Source organism: Mycobacterium sp. NGS64 (assembly GCF_059812245.1).
Genome location: NZ_JCALCI010000001.1, coordinates 1,519,134 through 1,539,932 on the forward strand (window position 1 = coordinate 1,519,134; position 20,799 = coordinate 1,539,932).

The following is a 20,799-nucleotide window of genomic DNA, read 5'->3' on the forward strand; positions in this document are numbered from 1 at the left end:
AGTGTGGACCTTACAGTCCATGAGATGGCAACGCATCAATGGAACACGTTCTCACACAGTGGGAAACGTCTCAGCAAGGCTAAAAATGGACTAACCAGTCCGCTATAGTGCCGGAGCGCTCATCGCCGGCGACCCGTGCACACCGGCTCCGCCACGCAGCAACGAACTCCAGCTCTGACGCGTGACGTACAGAATCCCGAATTGGCTTGCACGGCGACATCACTCACCCGGGTGAATGTGTGGTCGGGGTGATGACGGCTCATCCCGTGTGGCTGCAATCTCGAGGGGAACAAGGCCCGGGCGGTACGAACGGCTTCGAGGAGGGACGCGATAAATGAACGACACCAAGCAGTCCGCGGAAGATCTGGCGATCCTCGAGCGGCTCAACGAGGATTACGTCCACTCCGACCAGTTCAACGATGTCAAGCGCTTCAGCGAGTTCCTCGCCGAGGACTTCATTGTGCAGACTCCGGGCGTCACCCGGAACCGTGAGGAGTTCCTCGAATACATCGCTAAGCCACGTCCCTTCAAGGATCTCGCCGTGCACGACGTCAACATCCGCATTCTCAGTGACGTTGCGCTGATCCACGCCCGCGCGACATACACCATGCTCGCCGACGGAGCGGAGCAAGAAGCTCTGTACACGGACACATATCAGAAGCGGGATGGCAGCTGGGTTTGTGTCGCGGCCTGTGCGATTGCTCCGGGGGCTTAACCCGCGCCACAGCCACCTTCGGCCTGTGAATGGAAGCAGCATGCCGACTGGAATCGTGTTATTTCCCAACCCAAAAGCAACCAATGTCGTCGATGACATGGTGGCGCAGGCCAGCCGGGCGTTTTCACTCGGCGTCCGCCAGATCTGGCTGGGCCAGCAATTCGATTACGACGCGATCGCCCTCGCCGCTTTTATCGGCGCGGCCGTACCCGGGCTCGGCGTCGGCACGTCGGCGGTGCCGATCAACCCGCGTCACCCGCTGATCGTCGCGTCGCAGGCGCAGACGGCGCAGGCCGCGTCGCACGGCAACTTCAGTCTCGGGCTCGGATTGGGCGCGCATGAGCCGGAGCGGCAGGCCTTCGGGACGTCGTGGCCCAACACGGTCACGCGCCTTCGCGAGCACTTGACGGTGCTGAGATCCATCTTCGATACCGGAGCTGTGTACTTCAACGGCGACGAAATCAGCGCACACCCCGGGTGGCCAGTGCGGGTCGCCGGGGGCACGCCCGTCCCGGTATACGTGGCGGCGATGGGCCCGAAGGCGTTGCAGGTCACCGGCGAGCTGGCCGACGGCACCCTGCCGTACCTTGCCGGCCCGCGGACAATCGCAGAGTTCATCGAACCGGCCATCGCGAAGTCGGCGGCCGATGCTGGACGGCCGAAACCAAAGATCATCGCGCAGGTCCCCGCGGTCGTGTCGGAGGACGTCGATGCGGCAAAGGATTTCACTGCCGACAGGTTGAGTTTCTACGAGGCCATTCCGTCATATCGGAAGGTGATTGCGCGAGAGCGTGTGGCTCGCGCGGTAGACATCGCCGCAGTGGGTTCAGCGGCAACGGTCAAGCGGCGGCTTCAGAGCTATCTGGACGCCGGTGCGACGGACGTGGTGGTGACCGCGCTGGCCTGGGCGGACGCCGCCAAGGCCGACGAGCTGTGGGCCCTTGCAGCCTCGCTCTGATCCCCGAGCACTCACCCGGGTGAAGAGGTGATTGGGGTGATGACAGCTCACCCCGCGGAGGCGCAGTCTCGTTACGACCAGGTACATGCCGGATTGTCGGTCCGTTCGCGGGCGCCCCGCAAGTCCAGCCGGAGCCGTCAGCACAAACCAGGAAGGCGACCCGCACATGCATTTTGAGGGCAAGAAGGTCATTGTTATCGGCGGCAGTGCCGGCATGGGCCGGCAGGTCGCCATCGACGTCGTCGATCACGGCGGGAGCGCGGTGATCGTCGGCCTGTCGAAAGAGCGTGTCGACGATACCGTCGCTGAGCTGAGCCGGCGTGGCCATGCCTGGGGCATCGCTGCCGAGCTGACGGACCGCGCCGCGGTTGCAGATGTGCAGCGGGCGCTTTCTGAGCAGCACGGCAAGGCGACACTGTTGGTGAATGCGGCGGGATTCTTCATCCCCAAGCCGTTTCTCGCGTACGACGCGCAGGATTACGACTCGTACATGGATCTCAACTATGCCCTATTTTTCCTGACGCAGACCGTCGTTGAGGGCATGATTGCCCGCGGTGAGGGTGGGGCCATCGTCAACCTCGGCAGCATGTGGGCACACCAGGCGATCGGAGACACTCCGTCGTGTGGGCACTCGATGCAAAAAGCAGGGCTGCATGCGCTGACCCGTAACCTGGCCATTGAGCTTGCCGGGCACAAGATCCGCGTCAACGCGGTGGCACCGGCCGCGGTCAAGACCCCGGCTCTTGAGAGGTGGGTCCCCAAGGACGAGATCGACGCGACGCTTGACACTTTCGCGCCGTTTCATCCGTTGGGACGAGTCGGCACCCCGGCCGACGTGGCCAACGCCGTGACGTATCTGTTGTCTGATGAGGCGAGTTGGGTCACCGGCGCGATTCTCAACGTCGACGGCGGCGTTATGGCCGGCCGCAATTAACGATGAACGTGGTCCTGGGACTTCGAAAAACGAGACAAAGCTGAAGGAAGATGCAGTGGCAATCGATATTTTGAGGCCGGGCGGCCCGCCGGCGAAGTCCGTCGGCCGCACCGAAGGCAAGTACGTGTTCAATGGGACGGTCGGTGTCCGCCACATCCTCGACAAGGCTCAGGCGGAAGGCCGCTTCTCCGTTCTCGAGCATCCGTTGTCGCCTCGGGCGCTAGCAGCACCGCTTCATCGCCATCACAACGAAGACGAGTACAGCTGGATCATCGAGGGGCGCGTAGGCGCTTTGCTTGGCGATGAGGTGATCGAGGGCGGACCTGGTGACTTCATTTTCAAGCCGCGAGCCCAATGGCATACGTTCTGGAATGCGGGCGACGAGCCCGCCCGCATCCTCGAGATGATTTCCCCCGCAGGATTCGAGCAGTTCTTCGACGAGCTTTCCGATCTAGGCGGGATCGCCAAGATATCGCCAGAGGTCCTAGATCAGCTCTGTGCGCGGTATGAACTGGAGATGGACGTCGACAGCGTCCCTCAACTATGCAAACGCTTCGACTTGAAGTTCCCCGGTGAACCTCTCTGAACAAAAACGTTGGTGCTCTGAGTCATTCGGTGCAGGGTGGCCATTCACAGACCGGAACTGAAAGGTTCACCATGAAGATCGTAGTCATCGGCGGTCGTGGGCTTATCGGCTCGAAAGTAGTGGCCAAGCTCCGCGCGCAGGAACACGACGTGATCATCGCCTCGCGCCGATCGGGTGTCGATTCGCTCACCGGCGAAGGCCTCGCCGACGCCGTCGCGGGTGCGGATGTGTTGGTCGATGTCGCCGACTCACCATTGTTTGAGGACGAACCTGTGATGCACTTCTTCACAACGACGACCACGAATCTTCTCTTGGCCGAACAGGACGCAGGAGTCAAACACCATGTCGCGTTGTCCGTAGTGGGTTCGCAGAGCATGCCCGACAGCGGCTACAACACCGCGAAAGCGGCTCAGGAGAGGCTGATCCAGGATTCGGGCCGACCGTACTCAATCGTGCGAGCAACTCCGTTCTACGAATTCGCAGTGGTCTTGGCCGACTCCGCGACAGACGGCGACATCGTCAGATTGCCACACGCGATGTTCCGTCCCATTGCGGCCGACGACGTCGCCACCGCGGTTGCCGACGCGGCAGTCGGACCTCCTACCAACGGAATAACCGAGATCGCCGGGCCCGAAGCGATGGGAATGGACGACTTTGTCCGCGCGGGCCTTGCCGCCAGCGGTGATCAACGCCGGGTCGTGACCGACCCCCAGGCGCCATACTTCGGTGCGGTGATCGACGATCACACCCTCGAACCCGACGAGAACGCCACCATCTTCAGCACTCGATACTCCGACTGGATCGACGCACGCGCCGGCCGCCGTGAACAGGGAAGTTAACCGGGCGCCCGGGCGTAAAGGTGGGATGACGAATCATGTTCGATGCGAACGACTCCGAACTCGAGTCCACAATAAAAATGCTCCAGGAGGTACGGTCACCGTCGATTCCCGCCGATGCCTATGTGACGACTGTTCTTATCAACCATCCACCGGGCGCACCCGGATATCCGCCACATCGCCTTCCTGGCGGTCCGGGATTCGGTTACATGATCAGCGGTGAGATGTTGTTCGAGCTCGAGGGTGCCGCACCCCGCGTCCTCCGGGCAGGAGACGCGTTCTGGGGAGCCGGCGGTGACGTGATCCACTATCAGGACGCCAACAACCGCACCGACATTCCTTGCAGCTTTGTGCTCACACTGCTGTGCGCGCCCGGGAAACCGTTGCGCGAATGGGTTACCGAAGCGGAGCTGCAGGCGCGCCGGGGACTCCGCGCCAAGTAACCGGGATCACCCGCGCGGCTTGCCCGGGCATTTACCGTCAACGGCCGCCCGCACGTTGATGCTGGTCGCCTGCAGCGTGCCGCCGTTGTCGAGGCTGCCGCGCGCGTTGATGCACTTGCCCTGCGCGATCGCGTCGGGCGTGGCAGTGGCCAGCTTGGAGTACTTGGTCTGATCGTCGACGGTCACGGGCGTCTGCGTGCTGTTCCCGCTGGCGTCGGTGCCCGCGACGGTGATGGTGTTACCGGTCACCGACGCGACCGAGCCCAGCAACGGCTTTGGCTTGGCGGGCGCCGGCGACGGTGAGCCGGAGGGCGGCGTGGTGGTGGAACCCTGGCCGGACCCTTTGGCCGGGGGGCAGGTGCCGTTGACGGACGGGCTGACGCGGACCGACGCGGCGGTGGCCGGCTGCCCGCTCTGGATCTCCTTGGTGGGCCGCACAGTGACGCAGCTGCCCTGGGTGACGTCGCTCAGCGTGGCCGGAGCGACCTCGGTGATCTTGGTCGTGGACGTGAAGTTGATGGCGGCGTTGCTGTTGTCTTCTTTCGTGACCTGGATCGAGTTGCCGGCGACCGACGCGATCAGCCCGCTCACCTTGGCCTCGCCCTGGGGCGGTGCCTGGGAGGTGGCGGTCGAGGTCACCGTCGACGTGGAGGTGGATGTCGACGTCGGAGCCGATTGGTTCGACGAACCGCAGGCGGCGACGGACAGCGCGGCGGCCCCCGTGACGGCGAGGATGGCGAAGCGGGTGAGTCGAGGAGCGGGACAGCTTGCTGATATCAACGTTTTCCCCCATTCGTGAGTTGGACCACGAAAAGGTGTACCCGCTCGAGCTGTGCCGGAACTGTGAACCGTCAGAACGCGTCTTCGGAGACCCGCATGATGTCGTCGTCGATGGATTCGAGGACCCTCCGCTGCGCCGTCAGCCTGGGCAGCATGTTCTTGGCGAAGAACTTCGCCGTCGCGATCTTGCCCTGATAGAAGCTGTTGTCGCTCGCGGAGGGCGCTTTCGACAGCGCGGCGTGGGCGATGCCGGCCTGCACCAGTAACCGCCAGCCGATGAGCAGGTCGCCGACCGCGAGCAGGTAGCGCACCGATCCCAGCCCCACCTTGTAAATCTCGGTCGGGTGCTGCGTGGCCGACATCAGGTAGCCGGTCAGCGCGCCCGTCATCGCGGTGACCTCGTCCAGCGCGGTCTGCAGCAAATCGGCCAGCGGTTTCAGGTCGCCGTCGCATCCCTCGATGGTTTTGCTGATCTGCGCCACCACAAACTGCAGGGCCTGGCCGTGGTCGCGAACGATCTTGCGGAAGAAGAAGTCGAGCGCCTGGATCGCGGTGGTGCCCTCGTAGAGCGAATCGATCTTGGAGTCGCGGATGTACTGCTCGAGCGGGTAGTCGACGAGAAATCCCGAGCCCCCCAGCGTCTGCAGCGATTCGGTCAGAACCTCGTAGGCCCGCTCTGAGCTCACCCCCTTGACGATCGGCAGCAGCAGGTCGTCGATGCGGTGCGCCATGTCGGCGTCGGCACCCGAAACCCGTTGCGCCACATCGGGATCCTGATGCGCGGCGGCATACATGTATAGCGCGCGCAGCCCCTCGGCGTACGCCTTCTGGGTCATCAGGCTGCGACGCACGTCGGGGTGGTGCATGATCGTCACCCGCGGCGCGGTCTTGTCGGTCATCTGGGTGAGGTCGGCGCCTTGCACGCGCTCCTTGGCAAAGGCCAGCGCGTTCAGGTAGCCCGTGGACAGGGTGCCCGCGGCCTTCACCCCGATCGTCATGCGGGCCTGCTCGATCACGGTGAACATCTGCGCGATCCCGTTGTGCACGTCGCCGACCAGGTAGCCGACGGCGGGCACGTCGCCGTCGCCGAAGGTCAATTCGCACGTTGGCGAGGACTTGATGCCCATCTTGTGTTCCAGCCCGGTGGCGAAAACGCCGTTGCGGGAACCGAGTTCGAACGTTTCGGGATCGAACAGATACTTCGGCACGTAGAACAGGCTCAACCCCTTGGTGCCCGGGCCGGCGCCCTCCGGCCGGGCGAGCACGAGGTGGAAGATGTTCTCGGCGGTCTCGCCCACGTCGCCGCCGGAAATGAATCGCTTGACGCCCTCGATGTGCCAGGTGCCGTCGGGCTGCTGGATGGCCTTGGCGCGGCCCGCGCCGACGTCGGATCCGGCGTCGGGCTCGGTGAGCACCATGGTGGCCTGCCAACCGCGCTCCACACCCATTGCCGCCCAACGCTTTTGCTCTTCGTTGCCCTCGACGAAAAGCGCCTGGGCCATGAAGTAGCCGAGGCAGAAGAAGTTCGCCGATGGGTTAGCGCAGATAATCATCTCGTTGACCGCCCACACCAGCGGCGCCGGCGCCGACATGCCGCCGATCTCCTCGTCCAGGTTCAGCCGCCACCATTCGGCGTCCTTGATCGCCTGGACCGTCTTGGCCAACTCGTCCGGCACGCTGATCGAGTGCTCGACCGGGTCGAACACCGGCGGGTTGCGGTCGGCGGCGGCGAAGGACTCCGCCACCGGACCCTCCGCCAGGCGGGCGGCCTCGGCCAGGATCGTTCGGACGGTGTCCTCGTCGAGGTCGCTGTAGCTACCGGAGCCGAGCACGGCGGCTATTTCCAGAACCTCGAACAGGTTGAACTCGAGATCGCGGACGTTAGCGATGTAGTGTCCCAACGCGATTCCCTCCCGCCCGATAGGTCAGCGCCAAGTCTGTCGGACGCGGGAAAACGTACGCAACCGTAAGTAGGGCGGCTACCCGTGCGCGCCGTCTACGCCGAACAGCAGCCCGCGCTGGCCGCCGGTGCCATTGGGGTGACCGCCGGCCCCGCCGTTGCCGACCAAAATGGCGTTGCCGCCGTTGCCGCCGTTGATATTGGCGTTGCCCCCGGCCCCGCCGTTGCCGATCAGCCCGGCCTGGCCACCCTGCCCGCCGATGCCGCCCATCGGGGCGGCGCCACCGTCACCGCCGTTGCCGACGAAAACCCCGCCAGCGCCGCCGGCTCCCGCCTGGCCGGCATTGAATTCGATCCCCCCGGTGCCGCCGTTCCCCAACAGGAAGGCCCTGCCGCCGTTGCCGGCGCCGCCGAGGGAGCTGCCGCCGCCACCGCCGCCATTGCCGAAGAGCAGACCGCCGTTGCCGCCGGCGCCACCGGTCCCCATGCCGTCGGGGCTGGTACCGCCGAGGCCGCCGTTGCCTAGCAGCAAGGCGGAGCCGCCGAGGCCGCCGGAGCCACCGCCGCCGCCGCTGTTGCCCCCGGCGCCGCCGCCGCCGAAGAACAGCCCGCCGGTGCCACCGGCGCCGCCGTTCCCTCCCAGCCCACCGGTACCGCCGGCCCCGCCGAAACCGAACAGGCCCGCGTCGCCGCCCCGGCCGCCGGCCTGGCCGGGGGCCGTGCCTGCCGCCCCACGCCCGCCGTTGCCGAACAAGATTCCGCCAGCCTCGCCGTTCGCGCCGGGGGTAGCTCCGTTGTTTCCGTTGCCGATCAGGGGGCGGCCGAGTAGCAGCCGGGTGGGCTCGTTGATCAGGTCGAACAGCGGCTTCAACGGGTTGGTGCCGGCCGCTTCCGTAGCGGCGTACGCGGCCGCGCCGCCAAGCAGGTTCTGCACGAATTGGTCGTGAAACGCCGCGACCTCGGCGCTCAGCGCCTGATAGCTTGCGCCGTGTGCTTCGAACACCGCGGCGATGGCGGCGGACACCTCGTCGGCGCCGGCCGCGGTCACCGTGGTCGTCTGGGCCGCCACCGCGGAGTTGACCTCGCTAATCGTCGAACCGAGGCGCGACAGATTCGCGGCTGCCCCCGCCACCGACTCCGTATCCGCGACCAAAAATGACATCCCGCACCTCCGGTGAGCGTCAGCGACGGCAGAATCCTATCGCGAATTCAGCAGCTGTGGAGTAGGAAATTTGTTTGCTGTCGTCGGGGTGAATTTGTTGGCCCAGGCACACGATTCGCGTCGTATTTCGGCCCCGCGGCTTGGATTGCTGCGCAGGTGAGAGCAAACGCGCGAGAGCCGCGGGAACATCACGTCAGTTACCAACGTTAAGCGCACTGTGACTACACGCGATCTCACTGCTGAGCAGTTCAACGAGACCATCGAGGGCAACGACATCGTGCTGGTCGACTTCTGGGCCTCCTGGTGCGGCCCGTGCCGCCAGTTCGCCCCGACGTTCCAGGCGTCCTCGGAGAAGCATCCCGACATCGTCTACGCCAAGGTCGACACCGAGGCCGAGCAACAGCTCGCGGCGGCCGCCCAGATCCGGTCCATCCCGACGCTGATGGCCTTCAAGAAGGGCAAGCTGCTGTTCAACCAGGCCGGCGCGCTACCGGCATCGGCCCTGGAGGACCTGGTCCAGCAGATCAAGGCCTTCGACATCGAGGCGGCCGAGGCCGCCCAGGTCGACCAGGCCTAGACCAGTTGCCGCTGCAGGGCGGCGACATCCCACAGCGGCGCCCCGCCGCGGCCTTCGGCGACGCGGAGGTAGATCGACTTCAGCGTCTCGAGGTAACGCGTAACCGACTCGCGGGCGACCGGGTTGTCGGGGAAAAACACCATGGCGTGCGTTTCCTTTTCATACCGGTTGACGCGCAAGTCGAATCGAGCCGGGACTCCGCCGTCGTGATGGATCTTGATGTTCGAACCGCCCCATTCCGACTTCACGATGGTGGACAGGGGAGGGCTGCTGGCGTCGAGGTGGAACAGCAACGGAACGCGCCCCTGAGGCATCCGCAGCCACGGCGCCAGTTCCAGCACGCGAGCAAACGGCACGTTCGCCAGGGCCTTGCCCGAATCGAACGACTGCTGCGCGGCACGCACGGCGGCGCCGAACGATGACGAGCCGACGGGAATGGTGATCGGGACGAACCCGGTGAACCAACCGATCGTCAGGAACTCATCCCGAGAGCTGCGGGTGTCACAGGCCACAAGCCCGTAATACGTTTCGGCGCCGGTCAATTCGTATTGCGCGAGGGCGGCCGAGGCGAACACGCCGCCGCTGAAACGCCCGCCCGCGGCTATGCACGCGTCTTCGAAATCGGCCGTCTGCTGTTCGTCCATCAGCCGGACGAACATCAGGTCGCAGGCCCCCGACCCGTCGCCCAGCGACACCGGGCATTCCGGCAGGGTGCCGTCATTCTGTTCGAAGAAGTCCACCCAGGCCTGTACCTGCGGGGAGTCCAGCGTCAGGGCCGAGGTGTATTCGTGTTGCTGGACACAATATTTCTCGTAGCTGCCCGGGGCCGGAAGCGCCGGCGGCGCGCCGCCGGCCAGCAGCGACGTATACATCAGATACAGCTCCATGCGGATCGCGCCGAGGAACTGCGCGTCGATGTAGAGATGGTCGATGCTGAAGCAGAAGGTGAAGTGATCCGCGCGCTGGATTACCGCAAAGCGGAAGCAATCCCATTCCAACGGGCTCGGCGTCGCCACGATGTGCTCGCGAAATTCCTCCGGCGTCATGTCGTCGTGCTTGACCGGAACGCATTGGATATCGGCCGGATTGCGAACCGTGTGTCGCAAAATCCGGTCACCGTCGGCAAATTCGAACCAGCTGTGATACGTGTCATGCCGGCGAAGATGCGTGTTGATGACGTAGGTCAGGACCCGGATGTCGCAGCGGCCGGCCATGTCCCAGCTACCGATGCACAGTCTGGACATGTCGACCCCGCGGGCCGCGTGGTCAACGAAATTGCGCAGGTGGCGGGCCTGTTGGTGGCTGGCCGGGACGGCGCTTATCGGGGCTTGCCGGACCTTGTTGAGCGAGGCCGGCGTAGGATGCCAGCACACGACCGCCCCCGGGTCTGGCAACCAATCGTGGATTGCCCCGAACGCCTCTTCCCCTGGGATGAACACATTCCCTCCCTAGTCTGCTTCATCGCCTGGACACAGCGGATTCATAGCTCTACCATTGCCTTGCCGAACGGCGTTCCTACCTCCACTGGCCGGATCCGGTTGCGGGACAGCACGTTTGCGCGCCAGTGCCCCTGCTGTTGTCGCCCGCGCAAGACATCTCAACGGGCCTTAGCTGACACGCGCCCAACGGTGGCTAAAGATAGCAGACCAAACCAAGTGCCGTGGGGAGTTTCGCTGACATTTAACGTACGGTCGCGTACCGAAACCTGACCCGCAGGGCCGCAGCGCAATCGCGCCGAAGTACGAACGCGACCCTGCCCGTTCCCGGTAGAGTCGCGCCCATGTGGGGCACGGTGCTGGCGTTGGCACTGGTCGCGGGGGTGGACCCGGGGCGACTCGGCGTCGCCCTGCTGCTGTGTTCGCGGCGACGGCCCGTGCTCCATCTTGTTGCCCTCTGGCTGGGCGGGCTGGCGGTCGGCGTGGCCCTGGCCCTGGGCGCGCTCGTCGGGCTGCACGACGTCGTACTCGGGGTGATGGATCGGGTGGAGGTCGCCACCTCGAGTTCCACAGCGGGGCGGATTCAGATCGCGATGGGCGTGCTCGCGCTGGTGATCGCCGCGTCGATCGCGATCGGTGTTTCGGTGCGCCGCCCGGTGGCGGTGCCCGCCGGCGCCCCCCTTCACCAGGCCGAACCCACGGCGTTCTCGCGGATGTCGGCGCGCGCCCTGCAGGCGCTGCGGGCCGGCCCGCCGTGGGTGACCTTCCTTGTCGGGGTGGGGTTGACGACCGACTTCCGCTACCTGGCCGCGCTCACCGTCATCCTGGCCTCCGGGGCCGCCCTGGGCACCCAAGTCAGCGCCGCCGCGGCGTACACGCTGGTGGGCCTGGCGTTTGCTGAGATCCCGTTGATCTGCCATTTGGCGGCGCCGGCCCGGACCGGCGCGATGATGTCGCGCGTGCACGACTGGGTGCAGGCCCGCAGGCGGGCGGTCCTCGGGATCGTGGTGGCGGTGCTGGGCGTTTTCCTGATGACGACCGGCCTGGGCCACGTCTGACCCAGCACGCGTTACCTTTCACGGGTGAGCCTGGTACTGGTAGAGCAACCGCGGCCCGGAGTCGCGCTGATAACCCTCAATCGGCCCGAACGGATGAACTCCATGGCCTTCGACGTCATGGTGCCGCTCAAAGAGGCCCTCGAGAAGGTCACCTACGACAATTCCGTGCGGGTCGTGGTGCTGACCGGGGCGGGCCGAGGGTTTTCCTCGGGCGCCGATCACAAGTCCGCGGGCACCGTGCCGCACGTCGCCGGGCTGACCCGCCCGACGTACGCGCTGCGGTCGATGGAGCTGCTCGACGACGTGATCCTGGGGCTGCGGCGGTTGCACCAACCGGTGATCGCCGCGGTCAACGGCCCCGCCATCGGCGGCGGGCTGTGCCTGGCCCTGGCCGCCGACATCCGGGTCGCCTCGACCAGCGCCTACTTCCGGGCCGCGGGCATCAACAACGGCCTGACCGCCAGCGAACTGGGGCTGTCCTACCTGCTGCCCAGGGCCATCGGGTCGTCGCGCGCGTTCGAGATCATGCTGACCGGCCGCGACATCAGCGCCGAGGAGGCCGAGCGCATCGGGCTGGTGTCCTGCCAGGTGCCCGACGCCCAGCTGCTGGACACCTGCTACGCGATCGCCGCGCGGATCGCCGCGTTCTCGCGCCCGGGAATCGAGTTGACCAAGCGCACGCTGTGGAGTGGACTCGACGCCGGTAGCCTGGAAGGGCACATGCAAGCCGAAGGCCTAGGACAGCTCTTCGTCCGCCTGCTCACCGCCAACTTCGAGGAAGCGGTCGCCGCGCGCGCGGAGAAGCGACCGCCGGTTTTCACCGACGACAAATAGCCAGTAAACAAGGGAGCGGATGTGATCACGGCCACGGACCTCGAGGTCCGCGCTGGTGCGCGCATCTTGCTCTCACCCGACGGCCCGGACCTGCGCGTGCAGCCCGGCGACCGCATCGGGCTGGTGGGCCGCAACGGGGCGGGCAAGACGACGACCCTGCGCATCCTGGCGGGCGAGAGCCAGCCCTACGCCGGATCGGTGGCCCAGATCGGCGAAATCGGTTATCTCCCACAGGATCCCAAAGAGGGCGATCTCGACGTCCTGGCCCGCGACCGGGTGCTGTCGGCCCGCGGATTGGACGTGCTGCTCACCGACCTGGAGAAGCAGCAGGCGCTGATGGCCGAGGTCGCCGACGACGACGCGCGGGACCGCGCGATCCGTCGCTACGGGCAGCTGGAGGAGCGGTTCGTGGCGTTGGGCGGCTACGGCGCCGAGAGCGAAGCCGGCCGCATCTGCGCGAGTCTCGGCTTGCCGGAACGGGTGCTGACGCAGAAGTTGCGCACGTTGTCCGGCGGGCAGCGCCGCCGCGTGGAGCTGGCGCGCATCCTGTTCGCCGCGTCCGATAGCGGCGCCGGGTCGTCCACCACCCTGCTGCTGGACGAGCCGACCAACCACCTCGACGCGGATTCGCTTGGCTGGCTGCGCGATTTCCTGCGGGCGCACACCGGCGGGCTCGTGCTCATCAGCCACAACGTCGAGCTGCTCGCCGACGTCGTCAATCGGGTGTGGTTCCTGGACGCGGTGCGCGGCGAGGTCGACGTCTACAACATGGGCTGGCAGAAGTACCTCGACGCCCGGGCGACGGACGAGCAGCGCCGCCGCCGCGAACGCGCCAACGCCGAGCGCAAGGCGGCCGCGCTGCGCACCCAGGCCGCCAAGCTGGGCGCCAAGGCCACCAAAGCCGTTGCGGCGCAGAACATGCTGCGCCGCGCCGACCGGATGATGGCGGCGCTCGACGAGGAACGGGTCGCCGACAAGGTGGCCCGGATCAAGTTCCCCACCCCGGCCCCGTGCGGGCGCACGCCGCTGGTCGCCAAGGGGCTATCCAAGTCGTACGGGTCGCTCGAGGTGTTCAGCGGTGTCGACCTGGCCATCGACCGCGGCTCGCGCGTGGTCGTGCTGGGCCTCAACGGGGCGGGCAAGACCACGCTGCTGCGCCTGCTGGCCGGCGTCGAGACCCCCGACAGCGGCGCCCTCGAGCCCGGACACGGCTTGCGGATCGGGTATTTCGCGCAGGAGCACGACACGCTCGACAACGACGCGACAGTCTGGGAGAACATCCGGCACGCCGCGCCCGAGTCCGGTGAGCAGGAGCTGCGGGGTCTGCTCGGCGCGTTCATGTTCAGCGGCCCGCAGCTCGACCAACCGGCGGGGACGCTCTCCGGCGGTGAGAAGACCCGGCTCGCGCTGGCCGGCCTGGTGGCGTCCACGGCCAACGTTCTGTTGCTCGACGAACCCACCAACAACCTCGATCCCGCGTCGCGCGAACAGGTGCTCGACGCGCTGCGCAGCTACCTCGGCGCGGTGGTGCTAGTGACCCACGACCCGGGCGCGGCCGAGGCCCTCGACCCGCAACGCGTCGTGCTGTTGCCCGACGGCACCGAGGACTACTGGTCCGACGACTACCGGGATCTCATCGAACTGGCCTGATTTCGCCAAATCGGCCCGCGGCCGACGATGGCTTCTTACTCTATGTGCTTGGGGGTCGAGCCCACAGCATGGAGGGGACGTTGAAGAGCGCAGTGCGCAGGCCGAAGAAGACGCGCGAGCAGATGTTGCACGAACTCCGCAACGCCTACGAGGGCGGCGCCAGCATCCGCAAGCTGGTGGCCACCACCGGCAGGTCGTACGGATCGGTTCACAGCATGCTGCTCGAGTCCGGCACCACGCTGCGCGGGCGCGGCGGCCCCAACCACACTTCGGCCCGGCGCCAGTCCGCGCGGGCGTAGCGTCACTGCGAAAGTACGTCCCCTCATTCGCAGTGGCGTTACGCTTGCGCCCCAGACTCCTTGCGCCGCACCGACTTTTCCACCAGATCGAGGACCGCGGACAGCCGGCGCGGATCCTCACCGGATGCCAGCCGGGCCACCAAGCCGTCGAGCACCAGTTCTAGGTAGCACTGCAGGACGTCGCCGGGAACGTCGTCGCGCACCCGGTGCGCCTCCTTTTGCCGGCGCAGCCGATCGGTGGTCGCCGCGGCCAGTTCCGCGGAGCGATCCGCCCAGCCCTGGCTGAATACCGGGTCGTTGCGCAGCTTTCGCGCGATCTCCAGCCGGGTCGCGAGCCAGTCGAATTGGTCGGGCGCGGCGAGCATGTCGCGCATCACCTGGATCAGGCCCTCGCGGGACGCCACGTCGGCCATCCGCTCGGCGTCCTCGTGCGCCAGCGCGAAGAACAACGCGTCCTTGTCGCGGAAGTGATGGAAGATCGCGCCGCGCGACATCCCGATCGCCTTCTCCAGCCGGCGCACCGTTGCCTTGTCGTAGCCGTATTCGGCGAAGCAATGACGGGCACCGTCGAGGATCTGGCGGCGGCGAGCCGCCAGATGGTCCTCGCTGACTTTTGGCACAGGCGGCGACGGCTATGACTTCAGCATGTTGCGCAGCACGTACTGCAGGATGCCGCCGTTGCGGTAGTAGTCGGCCTCGCCGGGGGTGTCGATGCGCACCACCGCGTCGAACTCGATCGTGTCCGAGCCATCCTTGGAAGCCTTGACCTTCACCGTCTTCGGGGTCTTGCCGTCGTTGAGCGCCTCGATGCCGGTGATGTCGAAGACCTCGGTCCCGTCCAAGCCCAAGTCCCCGGCGGTCTTGCCCTCCGGGAACTGCAGCGGGATGACGCCCATGCCGATCAGGTTGGACCGGTGGATGCGCTCGAACGACTCGGCGATCACCGCCCGCACGCCCAGCAGCAGCGTGCCCTTGGCCGCCCAGTCGCGTGACGAGCCCGACCCGTATTCCTTGCCGCCCAGCACGACCAGCGGAATGTTCTGTGCCGCATAGTTTTGCGCCGCGTCGTAGATGAACGCCTGCGGGCCGCCGTCCTGGGTGAAGTCGCGTGTGTAGCCGCCGGCGACATCGTCGAGCAACTGGTTGCGCAGCCGGATGTTGGCGAAGGTGCCGCGAATCATCACCTCGTGGTTGCCGCGCCGCGAGCCGAAGGAGTTGTAGTCCTTGCGGTCCACGCCGTGCTCGTCGAGGTACTGGGCCGCGGGGGTGCCCGGCTTGATGCTGCCGGCGGGGGAGATGTGGTCGGTGGTCACCGAATCGCCCAGCAGCGCCAGCACCCGGGCCCCGGAGATGTCGGAGACCGGCTCCGGGTCGGCCGACATGCCCTCGAAGTACGGGGGCTTGCGCACGTACGTCGAATCCGGGTCCCACTCAAAGGTATTGCCGCTGGGCGTCGGCAGGTTGCGCCAGCGCTCGTCGCCCTTGAACACGTCGGCGTAGTTCTTGGTGAACATCTCCTGGCTGATCGCCGAGGCGATGGTGTCCGAGACGTCCTTCTGCGACGGCCAAATGTCCTTCAGGAAGATGTCGTTGCCGTCTTTATCGGTGCCCAGCGGCTCTGACTCGAAGTCGAAGTCCATGGTGCCGGCCAGCGCGTAGGCGACCACCAGCGGCGGCGACGCCAGATAGTTCATCTTCACGTCGGGGTTGATTCGGCCCTCGAAGTTCCGGTTGCCGCTCAGCACCGCCGCCACCGAAAGGTCGTTGTCGTTGATGGCCTTTGAGATCTCGTCGGGCAGCGGGCCGGAGTTGCCGATGCACGTCGTGCAGCCGTAGCCGACCAGGTAGAAGCCGAGCTTCTCCAGGTACGGCCACAGGCCGGCCTTGTCGTAGTAGTCGTGGACCACCTGGGAGCCCGGCGCCATCGTGGTCTTCACCCACGGCTTGGACGCGAGCCCCTTCTCGACGGCGTTGCGCGCCAGCAGCGCCGCGCCCAGCATCACCTCCGGGTTGGAGGTGTTGGTGCACGACGTGATCGCGGCGATCACCACGGCACCGTGGTCGAGCACGAACTCGCCGCGCTCGTCGGAGCGCACCGTCACCGGGTTGCTCACCCGGCCCTTCGCGTGCTTCGCGGCCGACTCCACTTTCGGGGCGTCGTCGGCGTGCCCGTTCTCCAGCGCCCCCGGGTCGCTCGCGGGGAAGGACTCGTCGACCGCCTCGTCCAGCTTCGAGTAGTCCTTCTTGTCGGGGTCGTCGCCGACGTAGTTCGTAATCTGTTCCCGGAAAGTCGCTTTCGCCTCCGACAACGCGATCCGGTCCTGCGGGCGCTTGGGCCCGGCGATCGACGGCACCACGTCGGACAGGTTGAGTTCGAGGTATTCGGAGAAGGCCGGCTCGCGCTTGGGGTCGTGCCACATGCCCTGCTCCTTGGCGTACGCCTCGACCAGTGCCAGCTGCTCGTCGGTGCGCCCGGTGAAGCGCAGGTAGGAGATGGTCTCCTCGTCGATCGGGAAAATGGCTGCGGTGGAACCGAATTCGGGGCTCATGTTGCCCAGGGTGGCGCGGTTGGCCAGCGGCACCTCGGCGACGCCCTCGCCGTAGAACTCGACGAACTTGCCGACCACGCCGTGCTTGCGCAGCATCTCGGTCACCGTCAGCACGACGTCGGTGGCCGTGACGCCGGCCTGGATCTCACCGGTCAGCTTGAAGCCGACGACCCGGGGGATGAGCATCGACACCGGCTGGCCCAGCATCGCGGCCTCGGCCTCGATGCCGCCCACGCCCCAGCCGAGCACGCCGAGGCCGTTGACCATCGTGGTGTGCGAGTCGGTGCCCACGCAGGTGTCCGGGTATGCCACCCCGTCGCGGTCCATGACGACGCTGGCCAGGTACTCGATGTTGACCTGGTGCACGATGCCGGTGCCCGGCGGCACCACCTTGAAGTCGTCGAATGCGCCTTGCCCCCAACGCAAGAACTGGTAGCGCTCGCCGTTGCGCTGGTACTCGATCTCGACGTTGCGCTCGAATGCGTCGGCGGTGCCGAACAGGTCGGCGATCACCGAGTGGTCGATCACCAGGTCGGCGGGGGCCAGGGGGTTGACCTTGGCCGGGCTGCCGCCGAGGTCGCCGATGGCCTCGCGCATGGTGGCCAGGTCGACGATGCACGGCACGCCGGTGAAGTCCTGCATCACCACGCGGGCCGGCGTGTACTGGATCTCAATGCTGGGCTCCGCCTTGGGATCCCAGTTCGCGATGGCCTCGATGTGGTCCTTGGTGATGTTGCTGCCGTCCTCGTTGCGCAGCAGGTTCTCGGCCAGGACCTTGAGGCTGTACGGGAGTTTCTCGGTATTGGGGACGGCGTCCAGGCGGTAGATCTGGTAACTCTTGTCGCCGACCTTGAGGGTGTCGCGGGCTCCGAACGAGTTCACAGAATCAGTCACTTCAACTCCCAATGATTAAGTTCTTCCGCCGACGGGCCATGTCGGCGGTGCGGTACCACTTTAACAGTACGCTTGTCCTGTATTACGGCGGGTGCCCCTAGTCCAGTCTTGTCGCGCGCGGCGCGGGTTTAAAGCCCCATTACAGTGTCGGCATGACCGGGCACCCGATTCTGCCGCTCTACATTCCGGTGGACGTCGACATGACCGCGATCAAGGCGCAGGTCGCCGCCACCGACGTCAGCGCCCCGCCGGCCGCGATGCCCGGCCTGCTCGACATCGTCAACCAGGCGCACGCCGACGGCATCAACCTCAAGATCGTGCTGCTCGACCACAACCCGCCGAACGACACCCCGCTGCGTGACATCTCCACCGTCGTCGGCGCCGACTATCACGACGCCACCGTGCTGACCTTGAGCCCGAGTTACGTCGGCACCTACAGCACGCAATTTCCGCGCGTGACGCTCGAAGCCGGCGAGGACAACGCCAAGACGGGCAACCCGGTCGTCTCGGCGCAGCATTTCCTGCACGAGCTGAACACGCCCGAGTTCCCCTGGACGGGCCTGACCATCTTCCTGCTGATCGCGGTGCTCGCGGCGGCCGTGGGCACCCGATTCCTGCAGTTGCGCGCCAAGCGCGCAGCAACGCCGACCGGCGCTCCGGACACGACGACGGAAGCGCCCGACAGCGCCTAGTAACCGCGTCTGACACGCGCATCCGGCGCGGGTCGACTGATGGGGCGGTCGCCCCGGACTCTGCGCGGCAAACACCGCAGGTCACCGTTCGGTCACATTAAACGCACGTCAAGAGTGCAGTTTGTGACTAGCGTTTCCACCGCGTCATATGTGACGTACGGTGCAAATGGTGCTCGTGTTGTTTGTGGCGTTTTGAGAAAGGCCGTGCCTGGCGCCGCCCGTCCGCGTTGAGCCGTAGGAGACCTGTCGAATGAGACGTACGCGCTGGGGACCCTCTGCGCGACCGGCCACCAGGCTGCTCCGGCCGATCGTTCCGTCGGTGCTGAGCATGGCCATGCTGATGACCACCCCGGGCCTGGCCGACGCCGACCCCGCCGCGGACAGCATGGCCGCGCTGATCGCGAACGTCGCCAAGGCCAACCAGCGCCTGGAAGACCTGACGGCCGAAATCCAGACCGAGCAGGAAAGCGTCAACAAGGCACTGGTCGACGTCGAGACCGCGCGGGACAACGCGACCGCCGCCGAGCACGACGTCGAGGCCAGCCAGCAGGCCGTCAAGGACGCCAACGCGGCGATCGCCGCGGCCCAGCACCGGTTCAACACCTTCGCGGCGGCCACCTACATGAACGGGCCCTCGGGCAGCTACCTGACCGCGACCAGCCCAGAAGACATGATCGCGACCCAAAGCGCCGCCGAGACCCTGACCGCGAGCTCCCAGGCGGTGATGGACAAGCTGCAGCGGACCCGGACCGAGCAGGTGAACAAGGAGTCGGCGGCGCGGCTGGCCAAGCAGAAGGCCGACAAGGCCGCGGCCGACGCCAAGGCCAGCCAGGACGCCGCGGTGGCCGCGCTCACCGATTCCAAGCGCAAGTTCAACGACCAGCGTGAACTGGCCACCCGCCTGGCCGACGAGCGGGACCAGGCCCAGGCGAAACTCGTTGCGGCCCAGCGTGAATGGGCGGCGGAGCACAGCTCGTCCGGCGTCGCGGTCTCGGGGGACCGGTGGGATCCGGGTTCCCCGGCCGCTGCCCCGCATTCCGGGGGCCGGCGGTGGGATGGCCTGTGGGACCCGACGCTGCCGATGGTGCCCAGCGCCAACGTCCCCGGTGACCCGATCGCCGTCATCAACCAGGTGCTGGGCATCTCGGCGACGTCGACGCAGGTCACCGCCGGCATGGGCCGAAGCTTCTTGCAGCAGCTGGGCATCCTCAAGCCCGACGACACCGGCATCACCAACGCCGCACCCGGCGGTACCGCCGGCCGCATCCCCCGGGTGTACGGGCGGCAGGCCACCGAGTACGTGATCCGGCGCGGCATGTCGCAGATCGGTGTGCCCTATTCGTGGGGCGGCGGCAACGCGGCCGGGCCCAGCAAGGGCATCGACTCCGGCGCCGGGATCACCGGCTTCGACTGTTCGGGCCTGGTCCTGTACTCGTTCGCCGGCGTGGGGATCAAGCTGCCGCACTACTCGGGTTCGCAGTACAACCTGGGCCGCAAGATCCCGTCGGCGCAGATGCGCCGCGGGGACGTCATCTTCTACGGACCGGGCGGCAGCCAGCACGTCACGATTTACCTCGGCGACGGCCAGATGCTCGAGGCTCCCGACATCGGATTGAAGGTTCGCGTCGCGCCCGTGCGCACCAGCGGGATGACGCCGTATGTGGTCCGCTACATCGAATGGTAACGATCAATTACTGAACGAGGAGCTATGCGCCGCAATAGGTTTCGCCTGATCAACCTCGCCTGGGTCACCGCTGTGGTGGCCGGGCTGATGTTGTCTGTGGCCAGCCCCGCTCCCGTGGTTAGGGCCGACCCCGGCCAGTGGGACCCCACCCTGCCGGCCACCATCAGCGCCGGGGCGCCGGGCGATCCGCTCGCCGTCGCCAACGCCTCGCTGCAGGCCACCGCCCAAGCGACCCAGACCACGCTGGACCTGGGCAAGCAATTCCTCGGCGGGCTCGGGATCAACCTCGGCGGCGACCCGGCGCCGACCGCGGCGACCCCCACCAACCCCGGCGGCAAGATCCCGCGGGTCTACGGCCGGCAGGCCGTCGAATATGTGATCAAGCGGATGGGATCGCAGATGGGGGTCCCGTATTCATGGGGCGGCGGCTCGCTGGACGGGCCCAGCAAGGGCGTCGGCGACGGGGCCAACATCAACGGCTTCGACTGCTCGGGCCTGATGCGCTACGGCTTCGCCGGTGTCGGCGTGCTGATCCCACGGTTCTCCGGTGACCAGTACAACGCCGGTCGCCACATTCCGCCCGACCAGGCGAGGCGCGGCGACCTCATCTTCTACGGTCCGAACGGCGGGCAGCACGTCACCATGTACCTGGGCAACGGGCAGATGCTCGAGGCGTCCAGCCTCGCCGGCAAGGTCACCGTCAGCCCGGTGCGCAAGCCCGGCATGACGCCGTTCCTGACTAGGATCATCGAGTACTGATCGCGGGGTCGGCGAGGCATCAACTGGGCGAGCGTCGACGGATACCGGCTGGC

21 protein-coding genes are annotated in these 20,799 nt (G+C 66.6%); 15 read left to right on the forward strand and 6 right to left on the reverse strand.

The features are described from left to right. Positions 1-334: 334 nt before the first annotated feature. The 6 genes from AC5Y4S_RS07580 to AC5Y4S_RS07605 all read left to right on the forward strand — a co-directional run bounded on the left by AC5Y4S_RS07580 (position 335) and on the right by AC5Y4S_RS07605 (position 4,472). The gene (locus AC5Y4S_RS07580; RefSeq protein WP_500031612.1) at positions 335-715 is read left to right on the forward strand and encodes a nuclear transport factor 2 family protein; all 381 of its coding nucleotides are present in this window, start codon (positions 335-337) and stop codon (positions 713-715) included. A 40-nt stretch (positions 716-755) separates the two neighbouring features. Continuing rightward, a complete protein-coding gene (locus AC5Y4S_RS07585; protein WP_500032195.1) occupies positions 756-1,673 on the forward strand; it encodes an LLM class F420-dependent oxidoreductase in 918 nt (305 codons plus the stop codon). A gap of 166 nt (positions 1,674-1,839) precedes the next feature. Continuing rightward, a complete protein-coding gene (locus AC5Y4S_RS07590; protein ID WP_500031614.1) occupies positions 1,840-2,607 on the forward strand; it encodes an SDR family NAD(P)-dependent oxidoreductase in 768 nt (255 codons plus the stop codon). A 55-nt stretch (positions 2,608-2,662) separates the two neighbouring features. Next, positions 2,663-3,193: a cupin domain-containing protein gene (locus AC5Y4S_RS07595; protein WP_500031616.1), complete on the forward strand. Its 531-nt coding sequence runs from the start codon at positions 2,663-2,665 to the stop codon at positions 3,191-3,193. A 71-nt stretch (positions 3,194-3,264) separates the two neighbouring features. Beyond that, positions 3,265-4,032 carry an SDR family oxidoreductase gene (locus AC5Y4S_RS07600; RefSeq protein ID WP_500031619.1) on the forward strand — a complete coding sequence of 256 codons (768 nt, stop codon included), beginning with the start codon at positions 3,265-3,267 and terminating at the stop codon, positions 4,030-4,032. A 32-nt stretch (positions 4,033-4,064) separates the two neighbouring features. After that, positions 4,065-4,472: a cupin domain-containing protein gene (locus AC5Y4S_RS07605; protein WP_500032196.1), complete on the forward strand. Its 408-nt coding sequence runs from the start codon at positions 4,065-4,067 to the stop codon at positions 4,470-4,472. Positions 4,473-4,478: 6 nt separating this feature from the next. Here the strand turns inward: AC5Y4S_RS07605 and AC5Y4S_RS07610 are convergent, their stop codons facing one another. Beyond that, positions 4,479-5,111, reverse strand: a complete 633-nt coding sequence (locus AC5Y4S_RS07610; RefSeq protein ID WP_241523454.1) for a DUF5666 domain-containing protein — start codon at positions 5,109-5,111, stop codon at positions 4,479-4,481. On the opposite strand from AC5Y4S_RS07610, the gene AC5Y4S_RS07615 reads away from it, so the two are divergent. Then, entirely contained in the window at positions 5,095-5,271 is a 177-nt protein-coding gene (locus AC5Y4S_RS07615) for a hypothetical protein (RefSeq protein WP_241523455.1), read from the forward strand. The two genes, AC5Y4S_RS07610 and AC5Y4S_RS07615, sit on opposite strands and share 17 nt — an antisense overlap. A 52-nt stretch (positions 5,272-5,323) precedes the next feature. Here the strand turns inward: AC5Y4S_RS07615 and AC5Y4S_RS07620 are convergent, their stop codons facing one another. Both AC5Y4S_RS07620 and AC5Y4S_RS07625 read right to left on the reverse strand, forming a co-directional pair. Then, positions 5,324-7,153, reverse strand: coding sequence for an acyl-CoA dehydrogenase (locus AC5Y4S_RS07620; protein WP_500031622.1), 1,830 nt, complete (start codon positions 7,151-7,153; stop codon positions 5,324-5,326). 78 nt (positions 7,154-7,231) lie between these two features. After that, positions 7,232-8,314 (reverse strand): PE family protein, encoded by a 1,083-nt coding sequence (locus AC5Y4S_RS07625; protein ID WP_500031624.1) that lies wholly within the window; start codon positions 8,312-8,314, stop codon positions 7,232-7,234. A gap of 217 nt (positions 8,315-8,531) precedes the next feature. Here AC5Y4S_RS07625 and trxA point away from each other — a divergent pair, with 217 nt between their 5' ends. Then, positions 8,532-8,891, forward strand: a complete 360-nt coding sequence (trxA, locus tag AC5Y4S_RS07630; RefSeq protein ID WP_500031626.1) for a thioredoxin — start codon at positions 8,532-8,534, stop codon at positions 8,889-8,891. Here trxA and AC5Y4S_RS07635 read toward each other — a convergent pair. Next, complete coding sequence (locus AC5Y4S_RS07635) at positions 8,888-10,330, reverse strand: condensation domain-containing protein (RefSeq protein WP_500031628.1); 1,443 nt, start codon at positions 10,328-10,330, stop codon at positions 8,888-8,890. The two genes, trxA and AC5Y4S_RS07635, sit on opposite strands and share 4 nt — an antisense overlap. Before the next feature lie 341 nt (positions 10,331-10,671). On the opposite strand from AC5Y4S_RS07635, the gene AC5Y4S_RS07640 reads away from it, so the two are divergent. From AC5Y4S_RS07640 to AC5Y4S_RS07655, 4 genes are all read left to right on the forward strand, one after another. Further along, positions 10,672-11,385, forward strand: a complete 714-nt coding sequence (locus AC5Y4S_RS07640) for a GAP family protein (protein ID WP_500031631.1) — start codon at positions 10,672-10,674, stop codon at positions 11,383-11,385. A 24-nt stretch (positions 11,386-11,409) separates the two neighbouring features. After that, complete coding sequence (locus AC5Y4S_RS07645; RefSeq protein WP_068127110.1) at positions 11,410-12,219, forward strand: enoyl-CoA hydratase; 810 nt, start codon at positions 11,410-11,412, stop codon at positions 12,217-12,219. Positions 12,220-12,240: 21 nt separating this feature from the next. Continuing rightward, positions 12,241-13,869, forward strand: a complete 1,629-nt coding sequence (locus tag AC5Y4S_RS07650) for an ABC-F family ATP-binding cassette domain-containing protein (RefSeq protein ID WP_068180502.1) — start codon at positions 12,241-12,243, stop codon at positions 13,867-13,869. Between the two features lie 92 nt (positions 13,870-13,961). Further along, positions 13,962-14,168 carry a helix-turn-helix domain-containing protein gene (locus tag AC5Y4S_RS07655; RefSeq protein ID WP_500032197.1) on the forward strand — a complete coding sequence of 69 codons (207 nt, stop codon included), beginning with the start codon at positions 13,962-13,964 and terminating at the stop codon, positions 14,166-14,168. Positions 14,169-14,206: 38 nt separating this feature from the next. On the opposite strand, the gene AC5Y4S_RS07660 is transcribed toward AC5Y4S_RS07655, so the two are convergent. Together AC5Y4S_RS07660 and acnA are read right to left on the reverse strand one after the other, a co-directional pair. Then, complete coding sequence (locus tag AC5Y4S_RS07660; RefSeq protein ID WP_068108368.1) at positions 14,207-14,788, reverse strand: TetR/AcrR family transcriptional regulator; 582 nt, start codon at positions 14,786-14,788, stop codon at positions 14,207-14,209. Positions 14,789-14,800: 12 nt separating this feature from the next. Further along, a complete protein-coding gene (gene acnA, locus AC5Y4S_RS07665; protein WP_500031641.1) occupies positions 14,801-17,611 on the reverse strand; it encodes an aconitate hydratase AcnA in 2,811 nt (936 codons plus the stop codon). Between the two features lie 152 nt (positions 17,612-17,763). Between acnA and AC5Y4S_RS07670 the strand changes: the two genes are divergently transcribed. The 3 genes from AC5Y4S_RS07670 (at position 17,764) to ripB (ending at position 20,746) form a co-directional block, all read left to right on the forward strand. Further along, positions 17,764-18,303, forward strand: a complete 540-nt coding sequence (locus AC5Y4S_RS07670) for an Rv1476 family membrane protein (protein WP_500031643.1) — start codon at positions 17,764-17,766, stop codon at positions 18,301-18,303. A 250-nt stretch (positions 18,304-18,553) separates the two neighbouring features. Further along, positions 18,554-19,987 (forward strand): NlpC/P60 family peptidoglycan endopeptidase RipA, encoded by a 1,434-nt coding sequence (gene ripA / locus AC5Y4S_RS07675; protein WP_500031645.1) that lies wholly within the window; start codon positions 18,554-18,556, stop codon positions 19,985-19,987. A gap of 24 nt (positions 19,988-20,011) precedes the next feature. Next, positions 20,012-20,746, forward strand: a complete 735-nt coding sequence (gene ripB / locus AC5Y4S_RS07680) for an NlpC/P60 family peptidoglycan endopeptidase RipB (protein ID WP_500031648.1) — start codon at positions 20,012-20,014, stop codon at positions 20,744-20,746. Positions 20,747-20,799: the final 53 nt, after the last annotated feature.